General features: G+C 57.2%; 2 protein-coding genes. Both read left to right on the forward strand.

The features are described from left to right. Nucleotides 1–148 precede the first annotated feature (148 nt). Nucleotides 149–469 carry a DUF7447 family protein gene (locus tag AC1RPG_RS07845; RefSeq protein WP_289860514.1) on the forward strand — a complete coding sequence of 107 codons (321 nt, stop codon included), beginning with the start codon at nucleotides 149–151 and terminating at the stop codon, nucleotides 467–469. A gap of 4 nt (nucleotides 470–473) precedes the next feature. Further along, nucleotides 474–683 carry a hypothetical protein gene (locus AC1RPG_RS07850; RefSeq protein ID WP_289875373.1) on the forward strand — a complete coding sequence of 70 codons (210 nt, stop codon included), beginning with the start codon at nucleotides 474–476 and terminating at the stop codon, nucleotides 681–683. The last annotated feature ends 79 nt before the right edge of the window (nucleotides 684–762 follow it).

The following is a 762-nucleotide window of genomic DNA, read 5'->3' on the forward strand; positions in this document are numbered from 1 at the left end:
ATCTTACGACGCGCACTCGCGCGAGTGCCGCTCACTATCTCGCGACGCTCGTTCAATAAACCCCAGACGGCGCGGGGTTATTGTTGACGCAGGGCCCGACACCGCCTAGAATTCATTCCATCGATTAACTACCTGACAGGGTAAAAACATGAAACACGCAAAGACTGTCCCCATGTCCGAAATCCGCGCTTACTACGCGGAAAAGAACGGCGGCCATTGGTTCGACCGCGACACCATGCGATTTTTTAAAACCGTGTTGCCGCGCACCGGGTACCTGATTGGCGACACGTATTATTTTGTGACGCGCGAAACGAACCCGTCGAATGAGGCGCGTTACAGTGTGCGTTCTCTGTCCGCTGCTGGCGCACTGGATACTGTCGGAAAATTCCATTCGTACCGGTTCCGCGAAGGCGCGACCGAAGCTATCGCGCAAATCGCGCTCACCCATCACGAAGCACAACAAGGGTAAGACCATGGCACGCTATCAAATCATCGTCAGCAATTTGGGAACCGTTTTGGACACGGAGCGCAGTAACGCCCCGATCCGCGAATATCTCGAATGGGTGCAAGCCGCGCGCGAGCTTCACGGCCGCGCGGCGGGTGAGTGCGTGGCACTTACCGAAGACGGGGAACCGATTCGCGAACACGACGGCTATGCGTACGCGAGTGACGCATGCGCGTAACATTCGACGGATGCAGCGCAAACGGCCGTAATCACGACGAGACGAAGGAACGGATTCGGTCACTCGCGCTTGTCGCCCT

The organism is Dellaglioa sp. CoH-57-MRSF-18 (genome assembly GCF_056781995.1).

Excerpts from the sequence above, each read along its gene's own strand:
- AC1RPG_RS07850 (WP_289875373.1), top strand. The coding sequence starts at position 474 with ATGGCACGCTATCAAATCATCGTCAGCAATTTGGGAACCGTTTTGGAC.
- AC1RPG_RS07845 (WP_289860514.1), top strand. The coding sequence starts at position 149 with ATGAAACACGCAAAGACTGTCCCCATGTCCGAAATCCGCGCTTACTAC.